The sequence below is a fragment of the Arthrobacter russicus genome (assembly GCF_031454135.1).
GTDB classification, from domain to species: Bacteria; Actinomycetota; Actinomycetes; order Actinomycetales; family Micrococcaceae; genus Renibacterium; species Renibacterium russicum.
Genome location: NZ_JAVDQF010000001.1, coordinates 1157520 through 1181632, shown reverse-complemented (window position 1 = coordinate 1181632; position 24113 = coordinate 1157520). Strand labels below are relative to the sequence as shown.

Sequence of the window (24113 nt, the reverse complement as noted above, 5' to 3'; positions counted from 1 at the left end):
GGAGATTCCGCGGTTGTGCAGGCCGGGCCGTGGCTAGGTGTGCCGCACCCTGGTTCGGCGCAGCCCGGAGACCTAGACTTGCTGGCATGTCCGAACATCCCTTGGGTGAGTATTTGCGTGCCCGGCGCGGCCAGGTCGCCGCCGAGACTCTGGGCTTGCCCTCGCACGGACGACGACGGGTACCGGGGCTGCGGCGCGAAGAAGTCGCGGCGATGGCCGGGGTGAGCATCGACTACTACACCCGGCTGGAGCAAGGCCGGGAGCGGAATCCTTCGGTCCAAGTGCTGGAGGCGATCGGTGCGGTACTGGGCTTGACCGGAGATGCCCGGCTGCACCTGTTCCGCCTCGCCGGTTTGATTCCGGGCATCGAACGCGGCGGCGCTTCGGAATCGGTATCGCCGGAACTGCTCCGGTTGCTGGAGATGTGGCCGGACAACCCGGCGATAGTGCTGGGCAAGGCCTACGACGTGCTGGCTGGAAACCGGTTGGCCTATGCGCTCTTCGAAGGGTTCCAGTACGGTCCGAATCTGCTGCTCAAGGTCTTCCTCGACCCGGACGCCCGGACTTTCTATCCCGACTGGCCAGAGGTCGCGGCCAACTCGGTAGCCGGTTTCCGGGTGTTGTACGGAATCGCCCCGGAGGATCCGCGGGTACTCGAGGTCTTGGCCGAGTTGACGGCCCGGAGCGCAGAGTTCGGCCGGATTTGGCGTGGTCATGAAGCGCACGGCAAGCGGCTGGAACGCAAGCGGTTCCAGCATCGCGAGGTCGGTGCGCTGGATTTGCAGATGAACGCCTTCGAAGTGAAAGCGGCACCTGGTCAGGAACTCGTGGTCTACCACGCGGAATCCGGATCGCCCAGTGCCGACGGGCTGGCGCTGCTCGGCACGCTCGCGGCTTCATCGACGTAGCCGAGATCCCAGCGCCGTGAGCTTGGCCTCGATTGTTCCCGACTGAAACGGCGCATCGACCAGCTCGGTGCGAGATGCATTGCCTGCATTCATCGGTTAGCGGAATATTCGAAAAACAAATGCGCGGTACGGAACCCGTGAAGTCGACGGGTATCACCGTCGATGCGAGATGCTTCTGGATCAGTGGCTGGGCTTGCCTCGGGCGGCGGAGCTCGCAGCCATTCCGCATCGAAAAAATGCGGAAAGCGATTATTTCCGATTTTGACCTCCGAGACGAAAGGCGCCTTCGATGCGTGCTCCGCCGACGGTGCGCCGCTGGCCAAGCGCCGAGCGTGCGCCACCGCCGGGATTGGTATGAATCCGGCGTCTTTTGACCGGGAGTGCGGGCGCGGCCAGCCGACGTTCAGGGGTGTGCGCAGGACGGCCCGAGGCCGGCCGGCGGCCTTGGTGCTGCGCGCCGCAATCGACTGTGCTGAGAACGTTTCGCATCCGGGGCGGCAGGCCCCATGATGGGTGCATTGAGATAGGCCGCATCGGGGGCTGGTCGGCTGAGTACCAGCGAGTTTTGGGGGGAGTGTTGAAAACTGAGCAGGCGAGTTGTTTCGAAAAAATAATCCGTTCGATCGGTTTGTTTGGTCTGTCTTTTCACCTTTGTCAACACAGTGAGGAAACAACATGTCAAGCAAATCCCAACTCGTTTTCGAATCGACCGTGGCCAAATCCCTGGTCCATAAACGGGCCATTGCCGAAGTCCTGATCACCGACTCCCTGCAGTGCGACCAGCGGGCTTTCGTGCTGGGCAGCCAATGGCCTCGGGAGCATCATTTTTACCGCCCTAACCAAGCACCGGGCAATTTGACGTTATTGGCCGAAGCCATGCGGCAGGCCGCTTTCGTGGTTTGCCACGAATATCTCGGAGTTCCTTTGGAAAGCAGTTTCCTGATGGACCGTTTGATGGTTTCGATGTCGGAGCCCGCGCCCTGCGAAGGCACTGGTCCGACGAATGTCACGATTCAGCTTTCCGTCGATTCCGCAGCCTATGCCGCCGGCAATCTGCGGGCCTTGGACATCGACGCGCGGTTCGAGGCCGATGGAATCGATTTCGGCTCCGGCCGGGGGGAGCTCCGGGTGGTTCCGCGGAAGGTCTACGACAAGATTCGTGGCAGTCGAAGCCTGGCCGCGCCCTCGGACCGCAAGCCGAGCGCCTGCGGCAAGCTCATTGAAGCGATCGACAGCGAGGCGGTCTGGAAGCTCGAGGTGCCGTTTCGGCATTCGGTGTTCTTCGACCACCCCTTGGACCACGTGCCGGGGATGCTCTTCCTCGAAGCGATCAGGCAGGCAGTGCACGAGGTGCACGGTCCGGGGTCCGAACTGTCGTCATTCGACTGCAGCTTCGCCAAGTTCGCCGAGTTCGAGCCGGAAATCGAGATCCACCGCGAAGTCCCGGACCACTATGACGTTTCGGGGGCAGTGCGGGAGTGGTTCTCCGTCCGGCAGTCCGGCAGCGTGCTGGCCACCGCAGTGGTCGAGGTGCCGGTGTCCTCGATTCACCGGATTCTGGAGCTGGCCTTCTAATGCGCGGACAAAATCGGCGTCTTCGCCTTGTCCGTGACGATCGAGGGCAGCAGCAGCCGCCACATGCTGCTCAGTCGGGATTCGAGGGTGTCCAATTCGCCGAGCGCTGCGGCAAAGACGTGGGCTCCGGTAAAGGAGCTGATGATCACGAAGGAGATCGATTCGATGTCCTGATCAGCGATGAGTTCGCCTTCGTCGGCAGCGCGCTCGAGGAGCGTGGTGCAGAACTCCATCCAATCCAGATAAGGTCTTTCAATCGGTTGGTCGAAGACCGCCAGGGATTCGGTGCTCAGGCGCAGACCGGCGCGCATGATCGGTTGGCTCAGCAGCGACCGGGCCAGGTCGAAGGACAGGTCGACCATGGAATCGATCGCCGGGCGCTGCGACTCCAGTCGATTTTTGCCCAGCTCCATCGAGATGAGGTGCTGCCGGTGCACGATCTCTTTGGCCAGGTCCATTTTCGAATCGAAGTGGAAGTACACCGACCCTTGAGTCACTGCCGCGAGCTTGATGATGTCCGACATCGACGCTTCCGCGAAGCTCATTTTGGAAAATATCTCCGCTGCGGCGGCCACGATCCTTTCGCGAGTCTCGATAGCTCGCTGCTGCATTGCCATAAAAAAATTAGACTCCTCGAAAGCTGCTGATCAGATGAAAAATCTAGCCAATGATTTTCCTGTCCACCCAGCCGCGCCGACGCTTCTGCTCGGTGCGAACGGTTTCATCGGATCGGGTATCCGGCGCGCGTTTGGGCAGACTCGCCCAAGTATCCCACTTCGGCTGGCCGCGAGACAAAAGATCCAGCCGACGGCGGAGTCCTCGGTCGCTGAAGTCGGCTTGGCCCCGTTCGATTTCAGGCGCACCGATTTGCTCGCGGAAGCCATCCGCGGAGCAGAGGCCGTCATCGTGGCGACCAGTTATCTGGGGGCGGACCAGGAACTCAGCCGGGCGGTCAATCTGGACCTGGTGCGAACGGTCATCGAGATCAGCCGCGAGTCGGAGATCCAGCGCTTGGTCTACGTCAGCACTGCTGCGGTGCACGGCCGCGGGCCCTTCCGCGGCAGCGACCTGCGGCAACTCGGCTACGCACCGACCAGTTTCCGGAGCCGGGACCGCGCGACGGCGGACCGGATGGTTTTGGACGCCGGCGGCACCGTGGTGCGGCCGCAGCTGATCCTCGGCGCCGGAGACCGTTGGGTGATGCCCGGAATGTCCGCATTGTTGCGCGCCTTGGGCGGCATGCCTTTGGCCGGGGCGGCGAAGGTTTCGGCGATCCACGTGGATCGTTTGGGCGGATTGGTTGCTGCGCTCGCCCAGCGCGGTTCGCCAGGAGCCTATGCCGCGGCCGAACTCGAACCGGTCAGCATTGCGGAGCTGGCCAGGTCATTCGGGGAACGGGTGGGCCTCGAGCTGCCGACGGCTCCGTTGGCCTTGGCCGCAGCCCGGGACATCGCCGCCGGCAGGCGCCTAGGCTCCAGTGCGCTCGAGATGCTGTGTCACGATTCCTGGTTCGATGCGTCCGGAACTTTCGAGGCGACCGGGCTGAACCCGGCGCCGCGGGAGTTCTTCGACCCGGCGACTGCGGACTGGTACCGCGGGCTGCTTGCCGGATAGCCCAGCCCGTGCCGTATCAGTACTAGGTCCCGGGGGCTTCGGGCGGTCCGAAAAGGCCGCACGAAGCCCCCGGAGAACCGGCTCGGAACGTCGTGGCGGGAGGTCTCTGGGCCGATTCACTACGCAGTGTTTCGAGCAATTAAAAAACCGATCGATCGTCATGTTTATCTGTTACGATGTGGATTGTGGCCATGGTTGTGGGGCGGGCCACCTGTTACATCGCACATGTTTTGTCCTTACAAACGGAAATTGATGAAACTCACTAAGGCCTATTGGCTGCTCTGGACAGGTCAGATCCTCAACCGCATCGGGCTCATCGCACCGGCTTTCCTGGTCATTTACCTCCAACGAAGCGGAATCATCAACGAATCAGCGGCTTCGCTGATTGTCGGATTGTTCGGCGTCGGAATCGTTTTGGCCGGGCTCTTGGGCGGCGTCCTCGCCGAATCCATCGGACCCCGGAAACTCATCCTGATCGCGGAGCCGATCGCGGTCCTGATCGCACTGCTCTACCTGGTGGTCCGCGATCCGATCCTGATCGGGATTCTCGCTCTGCTCTCCGGAGCACTTTCCACGATCGAACGTCCGGCCGGGGCCGCCCTGATTTCCACCATGGTGTCGCCGGACCACTTCCCTCGGGCCTATGGACTCCATCTAATGGGGTTCAACGTCGGGACCACGCTGAGCCTGGTGCTCTCCGGTCTGTTCCTTGAAATCTTCCCACCCGGGATCTTCATGGTCTGGGCGGCCTGCAGCGCACTGTACTGGGGATTCGCGAAGTCCCTGCCGCCGGACGAAACGGTGGCCAAAACGGAACCCTTTTCGCTCAAGAACATGGCCCGCGACCTGGCCGAGCCTTATCGGCAGCGCTCCCTGGTGGTCTTCCTGGTCCTGTGCTTCATCGTGGCCCTGATCTACCTCCAGGTGAACTCGACGCTGCCTTTGCACATGCTGTCCGAGGGCATCAACTCCGCGCAGATCGGCATTGTGCTCGCGGTGAATGCGGTGCTGTCCATCGTCTTGCTGCCCCTGGTACCCAAGCTGGTCGCCAAGTGGCCGGACAGCACTCCGTTGGTCCTCGCCTCGGTTTTCGTCGGCGTCGGCTTCGGCTTGAATGCTTTCGCGCACGATGTGCCGTTCTTCTTGGTGGCGTTGATTTTCTGGACCATCGGGGAAGTGCTCTGGGCGCCGATGTCTGCCGGATACCTCGCGGCCCGGGCTCCGGAGGGCCGGACGAGCAGTTACATGAGCTCGTATTTCTTCGTTTGGAACACGGCTTTCATGATCGGCGGGCCACTGGGCATCGTGATCGCGAATGCCTTCGGCTACCCCGCCTTGTGGCTGGGCGTCCTGGTCCTGGGCCTGCTCGGCGGGCTGGGCTTCAAATTGCTCGCCGTGCCCAAGGAAAGCCACGCCAAGACGGACGCGAAAACCGACGCCTAGCCGGGCCCTGGCAGCACCCTCCCATACCACCTGTCGATCATGTGAACCCAACGAGAATTCGTCGAGATTGGAGACGCGCCACGATGAACAGTCAAATGCTGGAACTGGAATCCGAAGATCTTGAATATGCCGTCGACCGGCAGAGGATGAATACTTCATCCATCACGGGTCGGTTTTTGGACCGGTCGCTGAGCGAACTCGAGCTGCGCCGGCAGACTTGCTGGGCTCCGCAGGATGTGTTCCACCGGACCTTCTTGGACATCCTGGGCGAGGCCCGGGAGACCTATTTCGGACGCAAGCACGGATTGGCCCAGGTGCGCACCATGGCCGACTGGAAAAAGGCGACGCCGATCCGGTGCTATCCGGAGTACAAGCCCTACATCGACAAACTCGTCGACGGCGACACCAACGTGCTGACCCGCAGCGAGCCCTATGCGCTGTTGCGCACCTCCGGTTCCACCGGAGTCCCGAAGCTGATCCCGACCACCCGGCATTGGCGAGACGCCTACCGGGGCCGGGCGCTCTATTCGCAATGGGGGCTGTATTTCGAAAAGCTGGGCCGGGAACGTGCGTTGGGCGCTTCGGTCCTGGACTTGTCCTGGGAACGGGCTTCGTTGTCCGCGAACCTGGATTCCCGGCACCAGTATCCGATCTCGCAGCGTCCGGCTGCGGTGAGCAGCGGCGACTGGTTGCCGCCGTGGTACCACGAAAGCTGGTTCAAGGGGGTGTAGACCGAGGACTACCGGGACTCGCTCTACCGCAAACTCCGGCTGCTTGCCGGATCCGATGTGGCTGCGATCGTCGCGCTGAACCCGTCGAAAATCATCGGTCTCGCCGAGCTGCTGGCGGAAAACGCCGCAGAACTCATCGAGGACATCGCCCAGGGCACCCTGCGCGGCCGAAGCCTGGTGGCGGAACCGAACCCGGAGCTCGCCGAGCGGCTCGCTGCGGCAGCTGCCGGCTCCGCGAAGGGCCTCAAACTCGTGGATTTCTGGCCCGGGCTGGGCCTGACGGTTTCCTGGAATTCCGCATCTGCCGGGCTCTACCGGCATTGGCTCGAGGACGTCACACCGGGGATCGCCAAACTGCCGTTCAGCTCCACGGGCACTGAGGGGATTATCACGATCCCGGTCGACGAGCATCCCTCGGCAGGGCCGCTGGCGGTCGACATGGGCCTGTACGAATTCGTCCCGGTGCCGGAATCCGACGACGGTTCAGACGTGGCGCCGGACGCCGAAACCCTCAATTTCGACGAGCTCGACGTCGGTGCCACCTACAACGTGGTGATCAGCCAAGCCAGCGGGCTCTACCGCTACGACCTCGGCGACCGCTACCGGGTGGTCGACATGGTGGGCAAGCTGCCCCGACTGGAGTTCGCTGAGCGCGCCGGATTCGGTAGCTCCTTTACCGGCGAGAAGCTCACCGAAAGCGATATCCACGAAGCCGTCCGACGCGCGTGCGGAGAAAGTTTTTCCGCCCGGCAGCTCTTCACCTGCGTGCCGGTCTGGGGCACCCCGCCCGGATACACCGTGGTCCTGGAATGGACCGGCGAAATCGGACTCTCCCAGCAGACCATGGCGGAACACATCGAGGACCAATTGCAGAAACTCAATATCGAATACGCCGAAAAGCGGCGTACCCACCGGCTCACCGCTTTGGAACTGCTGACCGTCCGCCCCGGCACCTTCGCGGTGCTGGAAGAAAAGCGGCGGCTCGCCGGGGCGTCTGCCAGCCAGTTGAAGCATTACTGGATCCAGCGCAACGACGACCTGCTGCAGCGCTTGCAAAGCGCCGGCATGAGCTCATGGGTGGTGTCCTGAATGTCCTTGGTGAGCAGTCCGATCGCTGCCGAAACCACGCCCGAGCACTATGCCGTGAGTTCGTTGACCGCAGCAGACGGCGTCGAACTGGCATTGCACGCATGGCTGCCGGCCGACCCGGCGGAAGTCGTCGGAGTCCTCTACTACATCCACGGAATCCAAAGCCACGCTGCATGGTTGATCGAAACGGCCCGGACGCTGAGCCGGTTCGGCATCGCGGTTTACGCCCTGGACCGTCGGGGCTCGGGACGCAGCAGCGGCACACCCGGTGATCTGCCCAGCGCGGAGGCGGTCGCCGCCGACTACTTCCAGGGGCTCGCCGAAGTGCAACGGCGGCACCGCGGAATCCCCACCTCGGTGCTCGGCCAGAGTTTCGGCGGGAGCATCCTGGCTTCGATGGCGGTCGTCGGGCTGCCCGGCGTCGCGCGGCTGATCTACTGCACCCCGGCCCTGGGCCAACAAAACGCCCGGCATGGTGTGGCGAAATTGCCGGAGCTGCGCGCCCTGACCGGCGCCGACCGGTTCAGCCTGGGGCTTTCCGACGAGGATTACACGTCCAAGGCCCGGTATTTGGAGTTCATGGCGAACGACCATTTGATGCTGCGTCAGATCACCCAGCGCACGCGGGCGACCATGGTGGCGATCGAAGACCAGTACTGGGGCCGCAGCGCGGAAATCGACGCCGAGGTGCATTTCGTGACCGTGGACCGCGATCCGATCATCGACCTCGCCGCGGCAGCCGCGGTGATCCGGGAATTGCATCCGAACGCCAAGACCAGCAATTTCGCCTGCACCGGACATTATCTGGAGTTCTCCGAGCGCCGCGTCGACTACTGGCACTGGCTGGTGGAGCTGCTGACCCCCGCCGGAACGGCAGGGCAACCGGAGGGGCAACGGCGATGAAACTGGATTCGTTCCGGGTGGCCGCCGCCGAATTGCCGATGGCGCGGCCGTTTTCGCACGCCGGTGCGAAGCGCCAGACGACGGCATCGGTGCTGGTGTTCGCCGAAGCCTCCGGACATACCGGCTGGGGAGAGGGCGCACCGCGTTCGTATGTGACCGCGGAGACCGTCGAGTCCGCGCAAGCGGCGATAGAAGCCTTGGACCTGGATCTGCTCGACCGGGTCCTGGCGGTTCCGGACTTCGCGGGTGCCATCACCGCGCTGCGCGAATTGGACCTCGAAGCAGCGCTCGGCGGGCCGGTGCCGATGCCGGCGGCTGCGGCCGCCGTCGAACTGGCGCTTTTCGACCTGATCTGCAGCATCCATCGGAAGACCGGTTTCGAAGCGTTGCAAAGTCAGGAGAGTTTTGCGTCGATATTGCGCAGCGAAGCCGTGGCCTCGCCGGTCAGCTTCGTGGTGGATTTGTCCTCGGGCGTCGCGGCGAAGACCTCGGCGCTGAGCCCCGAGGCGATTGCCTCGATCCGGCATGTCAAGGTCAAGGTCTCCGCAGACCTCGACGACTGCGTGCAGCGGGTGCTGCAGGTGCGGGAGGTCTTCGGCCCGGATGCCACCGTAGTGCTCGATGCGAACGGGGCTTGGACGCCGGAGCTCGCGCATGCCGCCGTCCGGCGGCTCGCCGGGCTGTCGATCGGTTGGATCGAAGAACCCGTGGGGCCGCGCGATTGGCCGACGATGCGGTCGCTGCGGGAAGCCTCGGGGATTCCGATCATGCTGGACGAATCCTTCGCCTCGCGCAGCGATCTCGAGGCTGCGGCAGCGCACGGAGCTGCGGATCTGGTCAATATCCGGATCAGCAAATGCGGTGGCCTGCTGCGCAGTCTGAGTCTGCTGCGGGTGGCCCACGGGCTCGGCTTGCGGGCCCAGCTCGGGGTGCACGTCGGCGAAATCGGTCCGCTCTGGGGTGCAATGCGCCTGTTGGCTGGGAGCTATGCGGGCTTGGCCACCGTGGAAGCGGGGAAACACGACCAGTGGTTCCCGGAGCCGTTGACCGAACCGGCAATCGCCGTCGACCGGGACCGGTACCTGCTTCCGGCGCCCGCCGACCGGTCCATCGGATTGGGCCTGCGGCCCAGCGCAAATTTGCGGCGCACGCTCGAATCAAGTCAAGAAACACACCGTGAAGAACGAGAAAAGGTAGGCACTTCCAGATGACTTCAGCACCCTCACCGCAGACCGCCCTGTTGGTCGGCGCAGCCGGCGGGATCTTGCAAGACGTAGCCGACGGACTTGCCGCGCAAGGCTGTCAGCTCATCCTGTTCGATCGGGATGAAGCACGACTCGAAGAGATGGCGGCCCGACTGCGTGGCCGCGTCGATGTGGAGACCGTCGTCGGAGACATCACGAAGACCGCGGAAGCGGAACAGCTCCTCTCCGGCCTGCAGCGCAAACCGTCGATCCTGATCAACGGCGTCGGCGGAGACACCCGGGTGATTCCGTATGCCGAACTGGACCAGCAGGTTTTCGAAACCTCGTATTTGGAAAACGTCATCGGGACTTTCACCGCGATCAAGGTGTTGGCGCCCTCGATGGTCGAGGCGGGCTACGGCCGGATCGTCAATTTCGCCTCGGCCGGCGGCCGCACGTACAGCCACTTCAACAATGCCGCGTACGTCGCGGCGAAAGCCGCGGTGATCGGCATGACCAAGCAGATCGCCTACGAACTGGCGCCGACCGGCGTGAGCGTGAATGTCGTGGCGCACGGTCCGATCGCGACCGCGCGGGTGGCCGGCGCCTGGGAGCGCCGGGACCCGGCGCAAAAGGAGGCCGTGCTGTCCAAACTGCCGATGCGCCGCATGGGCACCGTGCACGAAGCCGTGGGAAGCGTCTTGTACCTGGCGTCGGAGAGTGCGGGCTTCACCACCGGCTCGGTGATCGACATCAACGGCGGCCTCTACATGTGAGCACTCCGGCACCCGGAATCCGAACCCGAAGCGAACCGAAATTTCCCGAAAGGACCTGAGATGGCGATCTACCTTGTCGAATTGAGCTACAACGTCGACCGAACCGGACGCGAACCGAGCAATCCCGCCCACGTCGAATATCTCCGTGAACTCACCGCGGACGGCGTGCTCAAACTGGGCGGTCCGCTGGTCGGTGAAAACCGCGGGCTGTTGTTGTACGAAGCCGCCGATCGGAGCGAGCTCGATGGCATTCTGGCTGCGGAGCCGTATGTGCTCGCCGGCTTGGTCTCCGGCACCACGATCCGCGAGTGGCAGCCGGGCAAAGGCCAATGGGCACCCGAAAGCGCGGCTGCCGGGACTGTCCGATGACCGATCAACTGACCGCCGAGGCGATCCTGCCGCAGGAGTTCCCGAACTTGGGACCGGTCGCGCTGGAAGGCCTGCACCCGGCGTTGCTGGACGCGAAAATGGACTCCATGCGGGTGCTGAGCGAGACCGCGATGGCCTTCCCGGACGCGCTGTCCTTCTCCTCGGGAGCGCCGTACGACGGTGATTACGACCTGAACCAGATCTCCCGCCAGATCGAACAGTATTTCGCCTGTTCGCGGGAGGCCGGGGTGCCGGAAGCACTGTTGGCCCGCCGGATGTTCCACTATGGGCCGGTCAACGGCTTCATCCTCGCTGAAATCGCGCAGATGCTGCGGGTCCAGGAAGGCATCGAGGTGCCCGAAGCCTCGATCATGGTGACCAACGGTTTCCAGGAAGCCCTGCTGATTGCGCTGCGCGGCCTGTTCAGCTCCCCGGACGACGTCCTGCTGACCGTGGCTCCGGCCTATGTCGGCATTCTGGGCGCCGCCCGGATGCTGGACATCCCTTACCGGGGAGTGCTCGAAGGGCCGGAAGGCATCTGTGCCGAAAACGTGCTGGAAGTCATCCGGGCTACCCGGGCGGAAGGCAAGCGGCCGCGGGCGCTCTACCTGATCCCGGACTTTTCGAACCCTTCCGGAACCGTGATCCCGCTCGCCACCCGGCGGCGGTTGCTTGAGATCGCCGAAGCGGAAGATCTGCTGATCCTGGAAGACAATCCGTATGGCATCTTCGCGCCGGACGGGGAGCAACTGCCGACCTTCAAAGCCCTGGACACCCGGCAACGCGTGGTCTTCTTGGGCTCGTTCGCCAAATCGGCATTCCCCGGTGCCCGGATGGGCTATTTGATCGCGGACCAGATCCTGGAGTACCGCGGGCAGAGCCCCCGGTACCTCGCGCAGCGGCTCTCGCTGGCGAAGAGCATGTTCAGCGTCGGCACCTCGTCGCTGTCCCAGGCGCTGATCGCAGGGCTGCTCCATGAACGCGGTTACGACCTCCGCAAGGCCTCGGAACCGTCCCGTGACGTCTATCTGGAACGGTTGAAGGCGGCGTTGGAGAACCTGGCGTTGCATTTCCCGCCCTCGAAGTGGGACCAGCACGGGGTGGGCTGGAACGAGCCGCGCGGCGGTTTTTTCATCGTGCTCAACCTGCCGTTCGCCGTCGACCTCGCGTTGATGGAACATTCCGCGCGGGAATACGGCGTCAGCTGGGCCCCGATGAACATGTTCTATCCGGAGGGCGGGGGAGAGCGCCAGCTGCGTCTGGGCGTCAGCAATCTCGAACCCGCGAAGATCGCCGAAGGCATCGCCCGGCTCGCCCGTTTCATCACCGATCATGCTGCCCGGACCGGGCAGGAAGGAAAATCATGAGCAATTCGACTGAGCCCCTGGTCGCCATTGTGGTGGACGGCTATTCGGCGGGGAATTTCCTGCCTGCGGCCTACCGTGCGCTGGGCGTCGATCTGGTCCACGTGCAAAGCACTCCGGAACTCTATGCCACGATGAAGGCGCCGGATCTGACGGTCTACCGCGAAAACATCGTGCTGCGGGACTCGCAGGTCACCGATGAGCTGCTCGAAAGGCTGCGCGCGTACTCGCCGGTCTGCGTGGTTCCGGGACAGGAGACCGGCGTGGAGTTGGCCGACGAACTCAGCGAACGGCTCGGCGTGGTCAGCAACGGCACCAAGCTCTCCTTGGCCCGCCGGGACAAATTCGAAATGGTCGAAGCGCTCCGGAGCGCCGGAGTGCCCTGCGTGCAGCATCGGAAGGGCAACGACCCCGAGGACCTGCTGCGCTGGGTCGATGAGACCGTGGGCTACCCCGCGGTGGTGAAACCGTTGAAATCGGCGGGTACCGACGGCGTGGTCATCTGCGCGAACCGGGAAGAACTCAACCGCTCGATCCGGGAGCTCCTCGGTTCGCCGAACCTCTTCGGCGAGCCCAACGACGAAGTGCTGATCCAGGAATTCCTGGCCGGTCCGGAATACATCGTGGACACGGTCAGCAGCGCCGGATACCACTACGCGTGCGGAGTTTGGAAGTACCAGAAGAACCTCTTGCCTTCGGGCAAGAACATCTATGACCGCGACGTCCTGGTGGATCCGCAGGATCCGGCCGCGGAGGTCATGATCCCCTACATCGCCAAGGTACTGGACGCCCTGGAAATCCAATGGGGTCCGGCGCATGCCGAGGTCATCATCACCGAGCGCGGCCCGGTGCTGGTGGAGATCGGAGCCAGGATCAACGGCAATAACCACCCCGGTCTGCAGGAGATCTGCCTGGGCCACAGCCAGGCCGGCCTGAGCGCGGAAGCCTATGTGCAGGCCAAACAATTCTTGGACAAGACCGAAGGCCGCAATTACCAGAAACGGCAAAGCGCCCTCGTCTACAACGCGGCGACCGCGCTGAACGGCGTCGTGACCGCGGTGAACCAGGACATCGCGGAACAGATCCGGGAACTGCCGAGCGTCTGCGCCATGACGGTCAAGTACCAGGCCGGCGACCGGATCGAACCGACCACGGATCTGATGAACGCGCCGCTGCGGGCCTTTTTGACCCATCCGGACGAAGCAGTGCTGGAACAGGACTACCGCGAGGCCAAGCGGCTGGCGGAGATCCTCTACCAGGTCGACGATGCCGGGGACGCGGATCTGCTGGCCGGGGATTTCGCCGCGGAGAAGGAATTCGACCATGCGTGAACCCGGTGCTCCGGAATTTTGCCGGGGGAACGGCCGGTGAGGCTGGGGAACCTGGCCGGCCGGGCGGTGGTGTTCGACGGCGACAGCGCCATCGACGTCGAACTCGCCTCCGGTGGCCGGTTTCCGGCCGATCCCGGGGCGTTGTTCCAGCAGTGGAGCGAGTTCCGGGACTGGTACGGTTCAGCCCAGGCCCAGGAAGGCCGGATCGCGGTGGACCCGGAGCAACTCGGTGCGCCGTCGCCTCGGCCGCGCCAAGTCTTCGCCATCGCCAGCAACTATCACGGCCGGGCATCCGTAGTGGCCGGCTCCGATGAGCTGCCGGTGATTTTCACCAAGTTCCCCAGCAGTATCGTGGGACCGCACGCAGACCTTCCGTTGCCTACGGCCTCGGTGGACTGGGAAGTCGAAATCGTCGTCGTGATCGGCAAACCCGGCTATCGGGTTGCGGCGGCCGAGGCTTGGGATTTGGTCGCCGGGTTGACCCTGGGCCAGGACTTCTCCGAGCGGGAGCTGCAATTGGGCGGACCGGCGAAGCAGTTTTCGCTGGGCAAATCGTTCCCGTCCTTCGGGCCGACCGGGCCGGTTCTGGTCACCCCCGATGAGTTTGCGGATCGCGAAGACATCGAGTTGGGCTGTTCGGTCAACGGCAAGACCGTGCAGCGGGACAGCACCGCTCGGCTGATTTTCCCGATCGCCGAGCTGGTATCGAGGATTTCGGCGATTTGCGAGCTCTACCCAGGTGACCTGATCTTCTCCGGAACCCCGTCTGGGATGGGCATGCAGATGACTCCGCCGCAATACCTCGAGGCAGGCGACCTGGTGGAGAGTTTCGCCCCCGAGATCGGCAGGATGACGACACGTTGCACGCCCGTCGCGGGCTGAGCACCGCGAAACACCAGAAAGCCCGGCAGACTCGCTCTTGCGACGTCTGCCGGGCTTCATTGCGGACCGGCTGCAACCGGCCGGCGGAGGGTGGATGGGTGGTCAGCGGCTCGCCGCGAAGGGCGGTCGGGAAAGCCCTTCGGTCACTGATTCGGCCGGGTCGGTGCCGAGTTTGACCATCTGGTTCCGCTCATTGACGTGCACGATCTTGGGAACGAAGTCGAGGGCTTCCGCCCGGGACATTTGGGCGTAGGTGATCAGGATGACGAGGTCGCCGGGGTGTACCAGGTGCGCTGCCGCACCATTGATCCCCAGCACTCCGGAGCCGCGTTCTCCGGCGATGGTGTAGGTCTCGAGTCGGGCGCCATTGTCGATGTCGACGATTGAAACGAGTTCTCCGGGCAGGATGTCCGCGGCATCCAGGAGGTCCAGGTCGACCGTGACGGATCCGACGTAGTGCAGGTTTGCTTCGGTAACGGTGGCTCGATGGATTTTTGACTTAAACATCGTTCGGGTCATGGTGCAATTATAAACCGATCAGTCGGTTTGTACAACGAATTCTCCGCCGGCGGAGGAGGCATCGCATGGCGCTGCGTGCGCCGGAGGTCGAGGCCGGTCGGCTGGCCTCGACCTCCGGGGCCCGGTTATTTGCGTTTCGTGATGGTCACGGGCTCGAGCTTCTTGGGGATCTTGCTGAACGAGCCGGCAGGAACGCCGAATACGGTGTCCAAGACGTCATCGGGCAGCGAGGCGATCGAGGCGACAATCCCCAGATCGTCATTGGGCTCCGGCGTGCTGTTGTTGAAATTCACCAGCACCTTCAAGGGCTCGGAGTCGCTCGCGTTTTCGAAATAGTGGAAAAATCCTTCGGGGATGAAAACCAGTTCGCCCGGCCCGGCGGTGAATTGGAGATTGTGGTATTTCCCATCGGGGTGCGTACCCAGGATCGACCACTTGGATTGGCCGGAAATGATGAAAGTCGATTCCCAGGCGCTAGGGTGCCAATGCGGTTCGCGGATTCCGCCGACCTCGATTTCGATCAGATAAGTGGCTGACTTCTGGTCCTTCAAGACTTTGAAGTTCTCTTCATTCGCGCCGCGCAGATTGCCGCCGTCGAAGGTGGCCGGCGTGGTTCCGGCGAGGTCGAAAAGGTAGGGATTGGCGGGGTCGGAGGGGGAGGAAGTTGCGGTTGCCGTGGCGGTCGCGGAAGGGGATCCCGGGGTGGTCATCGCTGCGGCGCCGGCCAGCGAGGCTCCTGCACCGAGCAATGTCCTGCGGTTGATTTTCGACATGATTCTCTCCATCGTCATTGTTTTAGTTGCCCCTCAAAACGATGCTGTGATGCGAGATTATCCTAAGACAAAATGGTTTGAATATGCCACTCGACCGATAATAGAATATGCGGCAGATGCTTTCAATTACATCATCCGTTGAAAAATATTCGAATTGTCTATATTCGTTCGCGGCCGGACGGCCTGGAGCCTTTTGGTTCTGCGGCTGGAGGCTATGCCCGGCCGCCCGCGGTGAGCAGCCCGCCGTCGAGCGTGAGCAGTTGCCCGGTCACCCACGACGCGTCCTCGGACACCAGATACGCCACCGCCGCGGCAACGTCCGTTACGGTGCCCAACCGGTTGAGCGGATACTGCGCGGCGACTTCCGCTTCACGTCCTGCGTAGAGCGCCTTCGCGAAATCCGTTTTCACGACTGCCGGCGCCACGGCATTCACCCGGATTTCCGGGCCCAGTTCCACTGCCAAGGTCGCCGCGAGGTGCGAATTCGCCGCTTTGGAAACCCCATAGCTGCCCAGGCCCGGGCTCGGTATCCGTCCGGCGACCGAGTAGATGTTGACGATGCAGCCGCGCCGGTGCCGGAAAGCCAAGCCGGGATGCGCCAAAACCTCCTGTACCCAGCCGAGCGTGCCGATGACATTGACCTCGAGGATCTTGCGGACGGCGTCCAGATCGACCTCGGAAAGCGGCCCGAAGACCGGGTTGATGCCGGCGTTGTTGACCAGGATGTCCAAGCCGCCGAGCTGTTCGGCGATGCCGTCGAGAACCGCTGCGCGGTGTGTGGCATCATCGGATTTGCCGGTGAAACTGAGCACGGCGCCCGGCGGCATAGTCTGGGCCGCCTCGGCCAGGCCTTCGGCCTTGCGGGCAGTGATCGCCACGGTTGCCCCTTCGGCGACCAGGCGCTGCGCGATGCCCAAGCCGATGCCACGGCTTGCTCCAGTGATCAAGGCGGTTTTTCCGGTGAGCCGTTGCGGTATGTCCATGATTGGTCTCCTCGTCGGATCGGGATATCGACAGCCTAGCCGCCGGAGCCTGCGATCCGAACGGAATCCAGCCGGTTCCGGTGTCGGCGCACCGCGTCCCGGTTCGCGCAGGAGGGGGAGCAGTACCGCTGGGTGCCGGGGCGGGAGAAGTCGGCATAGATCCGCCGGCATCCCACCGCGGAACAGCGCCCCAGCCGATGGATGCCGCGAGTGGCGAAATGCAGCGCCGTGCCCACATAGACCATGGTGCGCAAGATCTGCCAAAGTGCCAAGTCGGCTTCCCGGTAGTGCAGGTGCCAGCCCTGGCCGTTGTGGTTGGTCAAGCTCGGGTAGGTGGCCGATTCGGCCAGCAGGGCATTGAGGATCTGCGCCCGGAGGTCCGGTTCGGGCGCATCGACGACGCGTTGCCAAGCCTCCAGCATCCAAGCGGTCTGCACCAGGTCCCGCTGGTCGACCGGACGCTCGAGCACCACCCCGGCGGCCAGACAGATTTCACGGAGTGCGGCCGGCTCGGCCGGGGGTGAATTGACCAGATGGACGGCGAGTCGCAAAGGGTCTTCGCCATATGGGTTGACCAACATGAGCCAAGTCAAGCACATGTAATGGTTTACCGGTATAACAGCCTTACTTGAGACTGGGTTCATGAGATATTGCTTCGCCGCCGACGGCGGTCCCCACCTCTGGACCCTGGCCTCGGAACACTGCACCAGCCAGGGTGCGGTGCGCTACTTCCGTTGCGATTGCGGGCAGCACGACGTGCAGCTGTGCGCGGAGTTGATCGCCAGCTGCGGCTAGCCGGAAAACACCACCTCGCCCCGGGCGATCGTGTACCGGACCGAGGCTTCGCCGATCCGGTGCAGCGGGCCCAGGAACGGATCCCGGTCCAGGACCACCAAATCAGCGTCCTTGCCGGTTTCCAAGCTGCCGCTGCGATCGTCGTCGTGGTTGACGAAAGCGGTGCCGGAGGTGTGCGCCAGCCAGGCATCCTGCAACGAGAGCCCTTGTTCGGCGAGTAGCGGCTGGGCCTCCGGCCCGCGGTCCAGGCTGCTGCGGTTGACCGCGGTGTGGATCAGTTCCAGCGGGTTGCCCGTGGAAACCGGCCAATCACTGCCGCCGGCCAAGCGGGCGCCGGCACGCAGCAATCCGCCGAACGGGTACTGCCAGGATGCCCGGCGTTCGCCGAGGAAGGGAATGGTCAACACGTCCATCTGCTCCTCATGGCTGGCCCAGAGCGGCTGCATATTGGCCACTGCACCCAGCTCGGCGAAGCGCGGGATGTCATCGGGGTGGACCACTTGCAAATGCGCCAAGTGATGCCTGGAATCACGGGGTCCATTGCAGGCGCGGACCTGCTCCAGCACGTCCAGGCCCTGGCGCACCGCAGCGTCGCCCAGCGCGTGGAAATGCATTTGAAAGCCCAGCGCGTCCAATTGCAGCGCCGCCGGCAGCAACTCCTCGGTGGGGATGAAAACTTTGCCGGAATTGCCGCTCACGCAGCCGCAGGCATCCAGATAGGGCTCCAACATCGAGGCGGTGAAGTTCTCCGCCACGCCGTCGAGCATCAATTTGACCGAACCGGCCCGGAACGTCGGCCGTTGCGCCCGCGCCCGGCGCTGGCTCAGGAACTCGATCTGGTCCAGGCCGCGCTCGCGGTCCCACCAGAGGGCTCCGGTCACGGTCGCTTTGAGCCTGCCGTCGTCGGCCATTCTCAGGTAGGAATCGTAGGCATCGTGGCAGACCGCCGAATCGCCGACGATGGCGTCCTGCCAGCGGGTCACTCCCCAGGCGAACATCTGCGCCTGGGCGAGTTCGAAGCCGGCGTCCAAATCCGCCTGGCCGGGTGCCGGGGCGAGCTGCCGGAACAGATCCATCGCGCCCTCGTGCAGCGTTCCGCTGGGCGAGCCGTCCAGGTGCCGTTCGATTCTGCCGTCCCGTGGATCGGGGGTGCCGGCGTCGATGCCGGCCAGGCGCAGGGCCACTGAGTTGGCCCAGGCGCCATGGTGGTCCCGGTTGAGCAAAAAAGCCGGGCGGTCGGGGACCAAGCGGTCCAGGGCCTCGGCAGTCGGGTTGCCGCCGTCGAAGTGCTCCATCGACCAGCCGCCGCCCAAAACCCAGTCGACGTCGGGATGGTTTGCCAAATATTCGCCGATGGTGCGGGAGTAGTCGGAAAAACCGCCGCCTCCGCTCAGGTCGCAGCGCAGCATTTCCAGACCGGCGCCGTGCGGATGCAGATGCGCGTCCTGGAAAGCCGGGGAAACCAGGCAGTTCTCCGCGTCGATCACCGAATCCGCGCCGGCCCGTGCCGCGGCATCGCCGATGGCTGCGATCTTGCCCGCCTCGAGCAGAATCGAACCGCGGCTGATGCCGCCGGGCAACAGCAGGCGGGCGTTCTCGATCAACATGCTGGGATTTCCTTGGGTCATGGACAGCTCCTTCGGTGCCTTCAACTGATTGGATCAGTGAAATTGCTTTGCTCAGGACAGGGAATCGTGGGCCAGTACCGCCGAGTAAAGCGCGGAAATCGTCTCCCCGGAACTCAGGTCGGCTTCGAGGACCTCCTCGATCAGAGCCAGCCGTTGGTAGAAGACGGAACGGGAAAGATGGCTTTCCGAGGCTGCGGCGGTCCGATTGCCCGGGTGGCGCAAATAGGCCCGGAGGACCTGGAGCAAGTCCCCGGAGTTCTTCGCGTCCCAGGACAGGATCGGCCCCAGGGTCATCTGGACGAATGCCGGAAGGCTGGGCTGCGAACGCAAGCCGCGAATCAGCAAACGCAATTGGTGCGCATCGGCACGGAGCACCGGGCCCCGGCCGAGCGATTCGGCTCCGGTGCTCGGCATCGACAAGAGGCTGGTCGCCTGATGCAGCGAAGCGCTCAGCTCCGGAGTGCTGCCGGCGGCGCGGCCCACCGCGATCCGGGCATCGGGCCAACCGGAACGGAGCACCGCAGCCAAGACCTCGGTTGTTTCGCCGGAAAGCAGCAGCGAAAACTGCTGCCGGCGCTGTACGGTGGCGTCTTTGGCGACGCAGACCTGCAACGCCTCCGCTTCCAGGGCTTCGGCAAGCCGGTTCGCCGAGATCTCCTCGGCGTCGGCGGGCAAAGATACCGCTACCCCGAAGCTGGGCGTCTTGCCGGTTCGGAAGCCGATCGCCGCAGTGAAGTCCTCGACCTCGGCATCGGTGGCGTAATTGCCGGTGCGCACCGCGGTCAGCAGCTGTTGGTCGCGGTCCGCCCGCCAGGGGTTTTCGCTTCCGGCCGCCAATCGGCCGACCGCGAGCGCGAGCGCGGCCTGGCTGAGCAAATAGTCCACACCGGCCGGGTGCACGGCGGCCTGCGGAGTGGCCGGTTGGGCGCAGAGCGCGCCCCAGTGTTGGCCGTGCGCCATCACTTGCGCGCTGCTCCACTTGGGCCGGTTTTCCCGCCATGACCGGACCACGGCCGCGGCGTCCCGGCCGGCCAGGGCCATGGTGACGATCCGTCCTGCCGGATCGACGAGCAGCACCGGTTGGCCGAGCAGTTCGCTGCTCTGCTGCAGGATGAACGTGCTGGAGGAGCCCCGGGCGATCATCTGGGCGTAGCGCGCGTTGAGGTCTTCGCGGGCGCGCAAAGTGGCCATCTGCTGCGCCACGATGGTGCTGTGCACGCTTTCGGTCACCGCGATGAACTGAACCGGTGAGTGCAGGACGATCAACGGCAGGCGATGCCGCCGGAAGGCTTCCACCAGGGCGCCGGGCGGGTGCGGGAGCCGGTCGCCGAGTTCCAGGACCAAACCGGCGACGTTCACTTTCGCCAGGGCTGCGGCCAACGACTCGAGCGCCTGCGGCTGGGTGGGCCAGGCGGCACCGGTGCTGAGCACCAGTTCCTGGCCGCGCAGCACCGGTGCCACATCAGTGGTCTCCACGATATGGATCCAACGGACTTCCCGGTCCAATTCCGCCCGCCCGGCCAGCACCTCGGGAGCGCCGCGTTGCAGCTCCTCGGAGGCCAGGACTTGGCGCACACTGGGCAACATCAAACGCATCCTCTCAACATGTCGGACAAAATGTCCTGAAAATGCTTGCCAGGCGACAATTGTTGTCCTTGAACTGGCTCAGTTCCTTGTGACAATAGTAGACATCGAATCATACGAAATGTGTTGTGTGAACGATGCCCAGTCGAAAACGGTTCCGAGCGAGGAGAAACATGGCACTGATCGGTCATTACATCAACGGCGTCCACGCTGCGCCGCCGGAGGCGGAATCCGGGCAGCGTTACGGGGTGGTTTTCAACCCGGCGACCGGCGAAGCGCAACATCAGTTGGCGTTCGCCTCGGCGGCCCGGGTGGCCGAGGCGATTGCGGCTGCGGCAGCGGCACTTCCCGGTTGGCGCGCCACGTCGTTGACCAAGCGGGCCGATGTCTTCTTCAAGCTCCGGCACCTGCTGGTCCAGCGTCGGGACGAGTTGGCCGCTGTGGTGACTTCGGAACACGGGAAAGTCCTCTCCGACGCCGCAGGCGAGGTCGCGCGAGGGTTGGAAAACGTCGAATTCGCCGCGGGCCTGATCCAACACCTCAAGGGCGACTACAGCGAGCAGGTGGCCAATGGCGTCGACGTGCATTCGGTGAAGCAGCCGGTGGGCGTTGTCGGTTGCATCACGCCGTTCAACTTCCCGGTGATGGTGCCGCTCTGGATGGTCTCCAACGCCATCGCCTGCGGCAACACTGTGGTGCTCAAACCCAGCGAAAAGGACCCGTCCGCGGCCTTGCTGCTGGCCGAGTTGTTCACCGAAGCAGGTTTGCCGCCGGGAGTGCTCAACGTGGTCAATGGCGACAAGGAAGCCGTCGACGCGATTCTGGACAGTCCGGAGGTCCGGGCGGTGAGCTTTGTCGGTTCGACGCCGATCGCGCGCTCGATCTACGAGCGGGCCAGTGCGAAAGGCAAGCGGGTGCAAGCGCTCGGCGGTGCGAAGAACCACATGGTGGTGCTCCCGGATGCCGACATCGAGGCGGCTGCGGATGCGGCGGTGTCGGCGGCCTATGGCTCGGCCGGCGAACGTTGCATGGCAGTGAGCGTACTGGTCGCCGTGGGCGGGGTGGGCGATGCCCTGGTCGCTGCGATCCAAACCCGGATTTCGAAACTGACGATCGGCTCCGGAACCGAGGCCGCTTCCGAAATGGGACCGTTGATCACCGCGGAGCATCGGGACAAGGTGGCCGGTTATGTGCATCGGGCGCCGGCGGAAGGGGCCACCGTGGTGGTCGACGGAACCGCCGACCCGGTGGCGGCAGGCCCCGGTTTCTTCTTGGGCGTGAGCTTGTTGGACCAGGTGGAGACCGGGATGCAGGCATATCGGGATGAGATCTTCGGACCGGTGCTCTCCGTGGTCCGGGTGCCGAGTTTCGAGGAAGCCGTGAGCCTGGTCAATGAAAACCAGTACGGCAACGGGGTTGCGATTTTCACCCGCGACGGCGGTGCGGCACGGCAGTTCGAGTTCGAGATCGAAGCCGGCATGGTGGGCGTGAACGTGCCGATCCCGGTTCCGGTCGGAAGTTTCTCGTTCGGCGGCTGGAAGGACTCGCTGTTCGGCGATTCGCATATCTACGGACCGGAAAGCATCCATTTCTACACCCGCTCCAAGGTGGTCACCACGCGCTGGCCGGATCCGGCGTCGTCGAGCGTGGACCTGGGCTTTCCGAGCAATCACTGAGAGGATCGAAGCATGAGCACCGAGACCCAGAATGCGCAGCAAGCCGCCAAGGCCCAGGTCAAAGCCGATGACCGTCAGCACGTCTTCCACTCCTGGTCCGCGCAAGCCAAGATCGATCCGTTGCCGGTAGCCGGGGGATCGGGTTCGACCTTTTGGGATTACGACGGGAACCAGTACCTCGACTTCTCCTCGCAACTGGTCAACCTGAACTTGGGCCACCAGCATCCGCGGTTGGTGGCTGCGATCAAACGCCAAGCGGACAAGCTGGCGACCATCCAGCCGGCCTTCGCCAACGACGTCCGCGGCGAACTGGCGCGTTTGCTCGCCGAGCGCGCGCCCGGCGAGCTGAACCAGGTGTTCTTCACCAACGGCGGGGCCGACGCCAACGAACATGCGGTCCGAATGGCCCGGCAGCACACCGGACGGCGGAAAATCCTCGCCGCATACCGCAGCTACCACGGCGGTACCACGACGGCGATGAGCCTCACCGGGGAACCCCGCCGCTGGGCCAACGACCCCGGTGACGCTTCGGTGGTGCACTTCTTCGGGCCTTATGCTTACCGCTCGGCCTTCCATGCGGCCTCCGCGGAAGAGGAAACCCAGCGGGCCCTGGAGCATCTGGAATCGGTGATCCAACTCGAGGGGCCAGGGACCGTCGCCGGGATCATCTTGGAAACCGTGGTCGGCACCAATGGGGTCCTGGTGCCGCCGCCGGGATACCTGCAGGGCGTTCGGGAGATCTGCGACCGCTATGGCCTGGTGTACATCGCCGACGAGGTGATGGTCGGCTTCGGCCGGATCGGCGAGTGGTTCGCGGTGGACGCTTTCGATGTGGTCCCGGATCTGCTCACCTTCGCCAAGGGAATCAACTCGGGGTACGTGCCGCTGGGCGGCGTACTGATCTCCGACGCGATCGCGGCGACCTTCGCCGAGCGTGCCTACCCGGGCGGCCTGACCTACTCCGGGCATCCCTTGGCTTGCGCGGTGGGCGTCGAAACGGTGCGCGTGTTCGAAGACGAAGCAATTCTGGAACGGGTCCGTGATCTGGGCGAACGGGTGGTGCGTCCGGAACTGGAACGTTGGGCGCAAAGCCATCCGAGCGTCGGCGAGATCCGGGGCCGGGGCCTGTTCTGGGCGGTCGAGCTGGTGCGGGATCCGCAGAGCCGGGAACCGCTGGTCCCGTTCAACGCCTCCGCCGAGGCGGCGGCGCCGATGAACGAAGTGGCCGCGGCCTGCAAAGCCGCAGGGCTGTGGCCGTTCACGCATTTCAACCGGGTGCACGTGGCCCCGCCGCTAGTGATCTCGGAGCAAGACCTGCGGCGCGGCTTGGCGATCATCGACGAAGCACTCACGATCGCCGACTCCTACGTGGCGGCGAACACCGGGCGACCGCAACCGTGAACGGCTCCGAGCCGCAGCTCCTCGATGAGCTCGCCAAGCGGATCATCGAGGAGCTGCAGGCCGATGGCCGGAAACCGTACGCCGCGATTGCCGAATCCGTAGGACTGTCCGAGGCCGCGGTGCGGCAACGGGTGAAGCGGCTGATCGATTCGAAATTGCTGCAGATCGTCGCGGTCACCGATCCGGTGAAAGTCGGTTTCACCCGGCAGGCGATGATCGGAGTCCGGGTGTCCGGTGATCTGCAGGCCGTCGCGGAGAACTTCGAGGCTTTTCCCGAAGTCGACTACATCGTGATCACGGCCGGTAGTTTCGACCTCCTGGTGGAGGTGGTCTGCGAAGACGATGAGCATCTGCTCGATGTCCTGGGCCGGATCCGGACGGCTCCGCAGGTGGTTTCCACCGAGTCGTTCATGTATTTGAAGTTGCAGAAACAGTTGTACAACTGGGGGACGCGGTAGGCTCCGGTGCCTGATTCCGGCAGCAGAGTTTCCGGCAACAGAGTCCGCGAAATGCGGATTCGGCTGCCGGAATCGGTGATTTCCCGGCCCAACCGGGCCATCCGCGGACTCTGCTGCTGGCCGGCGG

The 24113-nt window shown here is 64.1% G+C and carries 25 protein-coding genes and 1 pseudogene; 19 read left to right on the top strand and 7 right to left on the bottom strand.

Features of this window, described 5'->3' with window-relative positions; all coding sequences use genetic code 11:
• Nucleotides 1-86: 86 nt before the first annotated feature.
• Both JOE69_RS05500 and JOE69_RS05495 read left to right on the top strand, forming a co-directional pair.
• A complete protein-coding gene (locus tag JOE69_RS05500) occupies nt 87-908 on the top strand; it encodes a helix-turn-helix domain-containing protein (protein ID WP_309796759.1) in 822 nt (273 codons plus the stop codon).
• A gap of 675 nt (nt 909-1583) precedes the next feature.
• Nucleotides 1584-2483, top strand: coding sequence for a ScbA/BarX family gamma-butyrolactone biosynthesis protein (locus tag JOE69_RS05495; protein WP_309796757.1), 900 nt, complete (start codon nt 1584-1586; stop codon nt 2481-2483).
• Here the strand turns inward: JOE69_RS05495 and JOE69_RS05490 are convergent.
• On the bottom strand, nt 2480-3094 hold the full coding sequence (locus JOE69_RS05490; RefSeq protein WP_296365464.1) for a ScbR family autoregulator-binding transcription factor: 615 nt from the start codon (nt 3092-3094) through the stop codon (nt 2480-2482). The genes JOE69_RS05495 and JOE69_RS05490 overlap by 4 nt on opposite strands.
• Between JOE69_RS05490 and JOE69_RS05485 the strand changes: the two genes are divergently transcribed.
• The 12 genes and pseudogenes from JOE69_RS05485 to JOE69_RS05440 all read left to right on the top strand — a co-directional run bounded on the left by JOE69_RS05485 (nt 2994) and on the right by JOE69_RS05440 (nt 14169).
• The gene (locus JOE69_RS05485) at nt 2994-4097 is read left to right on the top strand and encodes an NAD-dependent epimerase/dehydratase family protein (protein ID WP_309796754.1); all 1104 of its coding nucleotides are present in this window, start codon (nt 2994-2996) and stop codon (nt 4095-4097) included. The genes JOE69_RS05490 and JOE69_RS05485 overlap by 101 nt on opposite strands.
• 252 nt (nt 4098-4349) lie before the next feature.
• Nucleotides 4350-5540, top strand: a complete 1191-nt coding sequence (locus tag JOE69_RS05480) for an MFS transporter (RefSeq protein WP_296365460.1) — start codon at nt 4350-4352, stop codon at nt 5538-5540.
• Between the two features lie 83 nt (nt 5541-5623).
• Nucleotides 5624-6271 (top strand): GH3 family acyl-acid amido synthetase, encoded by a 648-nt coding sequence (locus JOE69_RS17890; protein ID WP_425545984.1) that lies wholly within the window; start codon nt 5624-5626, stop codon nt 6269-6271.
• A 15-nt stretch (nt 6272-6286) separates the two neighbouring features.
• Nucleotides 6287-6604: pseudogene (locus JOE69_RS17885) on the top strand (GH3 family acyl-acid amido synthetase); the annotation flags it as partial.
• 105 nt (nt 6605-6709) lie between these two features.
• Nucleotides 6710-7360: a GH3 domain-containing protein gene (locus tag JOE69_RS17880; RefSeq protein WP_445344330.1), complete on the top strand. Its 651-nt coding sequence runs from the start codon at nt 6710-6712 to the stop codon at nt 7358-7360.
• 9 nt (nt 7361-7369) lie between these two features.
• Nucleotides 7370-8263, top strand: a complete 894-nt coding sequence (locus JOE69_RS05470; protein ID WP_309796751.1) for an alpha/beta hydrolase — start codon at nt 7370-7372, stop codon at nt 8261-8263.
• Entirely contained in the window at nt 8260-9474 is a 1215-nt protein-coding gene (locus JOE69_RS05465) for an enolase C-terminal domain-like protein (RefSeq protein ID WP_309796750.1), read from the top strand. Before JOE69_RS05470 ends, JOE69_RS05465 begins: the two co-directional genes overlap by 4 nt.
• Nucleotides 9471-10223 carry an SDR family oxidoreductase gene (locus tag JOE69_RS05460; protein ID WP_296365454.1) on the top strand — a complete coding sequence of 251 codons (753 nt, stop codon included), beginning with the start codon at nt 9471-9473 and terminating at the stop codon, nt 10221-10223. The genes JOE69_RS05465 and JOE69_RS05460 overlap by 4 nt, the downstream gene beginning before the upstream one ends.
• A gap of 60 nt (nt 10224-10283) precedes the next feature.
• Nucleotides 10284-10592 (top strand): YciI family protein, encoded by a 309-nt coding sequence (locus JOE69_RS05455; RefSeq protein ID WP_309796747.1) that lies wholly within the window; start codon nt 10284-10286, stop codon nt 10590-10592.
• Nucleotides 10589-11959 carry an aminotransferase-like domain-containing protein gene (locus JOE69_RS05450; protein ID WP_309796745.1) on the top strand — a complete coding sequence of 457 codons (1371 nt, stop codon included), beginning with the start codon at nt 10589-10591 and terminating at the stop codon, nt 11957-11959. Before JOE69_RS05455 ends, JOE69_RS05450 begins: the two co-directional genes overlap by 4 nt.
• Nucleotides 11956-13287 carry an ATP-grasp domain-containing protein gene (locus JOE69_RS05445; RefSeq protein WP_309796743.1) on the top strand — a complete coding sequence of 444 codons (1332 nt, stop codon included), beginning with the start codon at nt 11956-11958 and terminating at the stop codon, nt 13285-13287. Before JOE69_RS05450 ends, JOE69_RS05445 begins: the two co-directional genes overlap by 4 nt.
• Before the next feature lie 36 nt (nt 13288-13323).
• The gene (locus tag JOE69_RS05440) at nt 13324-14169 is read left to right on the top strand and encodes a fumarylacetoacetate hydrolase family protein (protein ID WP_309796741.1); all 846 of its coding nucleotides are present in this window, start codon (nt 13324-13326) and stop codon (nt 14167-14169) included.
• Between the two features lie 102 nt (nt 14170-14271).
• On the opposite strand, the gene panD is transcribed toward JOE69_RS05440, so the two are convergent.
• Together panD and JOE69_RS05430 are read right to left on the bottom strand one after the other, a co-directional pair.
• Nucleotides 14272-14688 (bottom strand): aspartate 1-decarboxylase, encoded by a 417-nt coding sequence (gene panD / locus JOE69_RS05435; RefSeq protein WP_309796739.1) that lies wholly within the window; start codon nt 14686-14688, stop codon nt 14272-14274.
• 125 nt (nt 14689-14813) lie between these two features.
• Nucleotides 14814-15461 carry a cupin domain-containing protein gene (locus tag JOE69_RS05430; protein ID WP_309796737.1) on the bottom strand — a complete coding sequence of 216 codons (648 nt, stop codon included), beginning with the start codon at nt 15459-15461 and terminating at the stop codon, nt 14814-14816.
• Between JOE69_RS05430 and JOE69_RS05425 the strand changes: the two genes are divergently transcribed.
• Nucleotides 15460-15603, top strand: a complete 144-nt coding sequence (locus tag JOE69_RS05425) for a hypothetical protein (RefSeq protein ID WP_309796735.1) — start codon at nt 15460-15462, stop codon at nt 15601-15603. The two genes, JOE69_RS05430 and JOE69_RS05425, sit on opposite strands and share 2 nt — an antisense overlap.
• Before the next feature lie 70 nt (nt 15604-15673).
• Here JOE69_RS05425 and JOE69_RS05420 read toward each other — a convergent pair whose 3' ends face one another.
• Together JOE69_RS05420 and JOE69_RS05415 are read right to left on the bottom strand one after the other, a co-directional pair.
• Nucleotides 15674-16444, bottom strand: a complete 771-nt coding sequence (locus JOE69_RS05420; RefSeq protein ID WP_309796733.1) for an SDR family oxidoreductase — start codon at nt 16442-16444, stop codon at nt 15674-15676.
• 35 nt (nt 16445-16479) lie between these two features.
• Nucleotides 16480-17025, bottom strand: coding sequence for a CGNR zinc finger domain-containing protein (locus JOE69_RS05415; RefSeq protein WP_309796731.1), 546 nt, complete (start codon nt 17023-17025; stop codon nt 16480-16482).
• Between the two features lie 61 nt (nt 17026-17086).
• Between JOE69_RS05415 and JOE69_RS05410 the strand changes: the two genes are divergently transcribed.
• Complete coding sequence (locus tag JOE69_RS05410; RefSeq protein WP_309796729.1) at nt 17087-17239, top strand: hypothetical protein; 153 nt, start codon at nt 17087-17089, stop codon at nt 17237-17239.
• On the opposite strand, the gene JOE69_RS05405 is transcribed toward JOE69_RS05410, so the two are convergent.
• Nucleotides 17236-18867 (bottom strand): amidohydrolase, encoded by a 1632-nt coding sequence (locus JOE69_RS05405; protein ID WP_309796727.1) that lies wholly within the window; start codon nt 18865-18867, stop codon nt 17236-17238. The two genes, JOE69_RS05410 and JOE69_RS05405, sit on opposite strands and share 4 nt — an antisense overlap.
• 51 nt (nt 18868-18918) lie before the next feature.
• Complete coding sequence (locus tag JOE69_RS05400) at nt 18919-20454, bottom strand: PucR family transcriptional regulator (protein WP_309796725.1); 1536 nt, start codon at nt 20452-20454, stop codon at nt 18919-18921.
• Between the two features lie 170 nt (nt 20455-20624).
• Here JOE69_RS05400 and JOE69_RS05395 point away from each other — a divergent pair, with 170 nt between their 5' ends.
• From JOE69_RS05395 to JOE69_RS05385, 3 genes are read left to right on the top strand one after another with little or no spacing between them, the layout of a single operon-like run.
• Nucleotides 20625-22127, top strand: coding sequence for a CoA-acylating methylmalonate-semialdehyde dehydrogenase (locus JOE69_RS05395; protein WP_309796723.1), 1503 nt, complete (start codon nt 20625-20627; stop codon nt 22125-22127).
• A gap of 12 nt (nt 22128-22139) precedes the next feature.
• Entirely contained in the window at nt 22140-23528 is a 1389-nt protein-coding gene (locus tag JOE69_RS05390) for an aspartate aminotransferase family protein (protein ID WP_309796721.1), read from the top strand.
• The gene (locus JOE69_RS05385; protein ID WP_296365430.1) at nt 23525-23986 is read left to right on the top strand and encodes an Lrp/AsnC family transcriptional regulator; all 462 of its coding nucleotides are present in this window, start codon (nt 23525-23527) and stop codon (nt 23984-23986) included. The genes JOE69_RS05390 and JOE69_RS05385 overlap by 4 nt, the downstream gene beginning before the upstream one ends.
• Nucleotides 23987-24113: the final 127 nt, after the last annotated feature.